At 42.5% G+C, this 2,645-nt stretch carries 2 protein-coding genes and 1 pseudogene; all 3 read left to right on the forward strand.

Features of this window, described 5'->3' with window-relative positions:
• Positions 1–181, forward strand: a pseudogene (locus tag F6K51_RS35960) (site-specific integrase); the annotation flags it as partial.
• A 377-nt stretch (positions 182–558) separates the two neighbouring features.
• Positions 559–942 (forward strand): hypothetical protein, encoded by a 384-nt coding sequence (locus F6K51_RS35965; protein ID WP_293030631.1) that lies wholly within the window; start codon positions 559–561, stop codon positions 940–942.
• A gap of 13 nt (positions 943–955) precedes the next feature.
• Positions 956–2,413, forward strand: a complete 1,458-nt coding sequence (locus F6K51_RS35970) for an ATP-binding protein (protein ID WP_293030634.1) — start codon at positions 956–958, stop codon at positions 2,411–2,413.
• Positions 2,414–2,645: the final 232 nt, after the last annotated feature.

A 2,645-nucleotide genomic window follows, 5' to 3' on the forward strand; every position in this document is an offset into this window, starting at 1 on the left:
AATCCCCCTGCGGGTAATCCAGGAAATATCCGGGCATCGGACATTGGATGAGTTGTACAAGTACTTGGAGGTGCGACCCGAGCAAGTAAGGGGGGCTATCAGTGCCTTGTCAATGCTTAGTCCGGTTTCCTCCGCCGAGCCAACTGAACCTGCGCCGGATTACACCGTTTTACCGATGTAACTAATACTCCTGAATCATAACCGGCTCGGAAGTCCTGAATGCGAAGTGCGTACGCTCTCTTTGAACATGCGATCACACTCCATCGGTAGATGTGTTTACCCTGGGGCTACTGGAGTGATTCACCAAGACCACGGGATTGACCCGGTAGTGAACCCTTTCCTGATCAGGTTAAGCACCATGGGAATAAAGAACACAAGGAAATTTATTCACACGTAAGTATTCCTGGAATCCCGATTCATCGACTGTAGTTTATATCGAGGAGCGATCCAGCATTCACTTCAACACCAAATGAATTGTAATAATTTTTGTTCCCTACTCCATACTTCATACTCCCTACTCCCTGTTCCCTACTACTACTAGATAATGGAGGATAAACTATGGACCCTGTTACAACGGCAATTGTGGCTGCTGTTGCCTCTGAACTGAGCAAAGCCGCTATTAGTAACAGTTATGATGCCCTCAAAGCTGCTTTGAAGAAAAAATTTGGTTCGGGAAGTGATTTAGTTGGTGCTGTTAACCAATTTGAAAAGAAACCAGATTCTGATGCTCGCAAAGCTATGTTGCGAGAAGAAGTTGAAGCAGCTAAGGTCAATGATGACCCTGAGATTCTTCAATTAGCTCAAGATTTACTTGATAAACTCAAAGACGAACCTGGTGGACAACAGATAATCAATCAAACTCAAACCAACACGGCGAGTGGAAATACTGTTGGTGGAGATTTTAAATTTGCACCCGTTCAAGAAGGCGTCAAAAAGACTTGACAAATAGTTAAACATGAGTCAGCCAAGTCCAGAGCGTAAATCTCAGATACAAGATAACCTTGTTAAGGATACCACTGTTAATGGTAACTTTACTTTTACTCCTCAACAAATTGAAACTTATATCGAGAGTCAACTAGTTGAAATTTCAGTTGATAAAGTTACACAACAAAAACTAATTAAGTCTTCCCCCTACAAAGGACTAAAAAGGTTTAACGTTGGAGACAGAGAGTACTTTTTTGGTCGTGATGCGCTCATTGCTAAATTATTCAAAGCAGTAAAGAAAAGTAGCTTTAGCTTGGTATTAGGTGCTTCGGGAAGTGGGAAATCATCAGCCGTGCGTGCGGGGTTAATTCCTGATCTCAAGAAGTCTCTAAATTCCCCGAAATTTTATGATTTTATATTTACACCAAATCAAGACCCGTTTGAGTCTCTATATCGCTGTTTACTCAGTGAAGAAAAGGATTATCAATTTAGGAAATTAGATGTTGATTTTGTTAGAGAAGGAAAACACAACACACTCCTTAAATTGATTAACAAATTAAAAAAAAATGAGGAACACTGGTTTTTCTTTATTGACCAATTTGAGCAATTATTTATTGATTATGATTTAGAAAAACGAAAGAATTTTATTGAAGGAATTGTCCAGGTTGCAAAAAAAGAAGATAGTTCTGTTAGAATTCTGCTAGCAATGCGGTCTGACTTCTTAGAGCAGTTTAGTTTCTATCCAACTTTAGGCGCGATCACCAATCAAAATAATATACATCTGGTTACTGAAATGTATCCCGATGAGCTACGACAAGCGATTGAACAGCCAGCCGCCAAACATGGAGTGGTATTTGAAAAAGGATTAGTTGAACAAATTATCAAAGAGGTAGAGGGACAAAAAGGGTATCTTCCCTTATTACAATACACTTTAGATATGCTCTGGCAACTTGAGTGTAAGACTGTTGGAGCTGATGGTCGTCCCTATATTGAAGACCGCACTTTAAACAAGAAAAATTATGTGGCTTTAGACGGCGTCAGGGGCGCACTCAAAAAGCGAGTTAATGAAATTTATAATAATCTGAACCAAGAGGAACAGTCAGCCACTAAGCAAATATTTGTCAAGTTGGTCAATATTGTTGATACTGAGTATGGTAGTAAGACAGTTAGCAGAAGAGCCAATCGTAGGGAATTTGTCGGTAAATTAGTCCAAAATACCTTGCAAACCTTTATTGATGAAAATTTGCTGGTGAGTAGTGCTGAAGATTTAAGTGCAGCAAAGCTACAGGTTAGTAACAGTGACCTCTTAAAACAATTGGCCACTGTTGAAATTGCCCATGAAATTTTGCTTTATTCTTGGGATAAATTAAACCGCTGGATTGAACAAGAAAAAGAAGCGATCATCCTCAAAAACTGGCTAACTGGTGAAACAATGCGATGGCAAGCAATTTGTTCACCGGCACCCGTTACCGCCGTCGGCACGGTCTGATTGCCATTTCGCAAGGTCATGACGTAGGCGGCGGCATCCGGATCCTGCCAGATGTTGACCCACGTGACCCGCTTGCGGGCTTGGCCCAGACCCACGGTCAGGGCGGCGCAAAACTGTCAACCGGGCCGCCAGTACACGATCACATCGTCATCGGCGGCGGCCATAATCGCCTCGGCATGGGGGGTATGCCGCCCCCGCCGCCCGGGCCACGACCACACGGCGATGACCACGA

Origin of the sequence: Moorena sp. SIO3I8, assembly GCF_010692325.1 — a bacterium.
In the GTDB taxonomy this organism is placed as follows: Bacteria; Cyanobacteriota; Cyanobacteriia; order Cyanobacteriales; family Coleofasciculaceae; genus Moorena.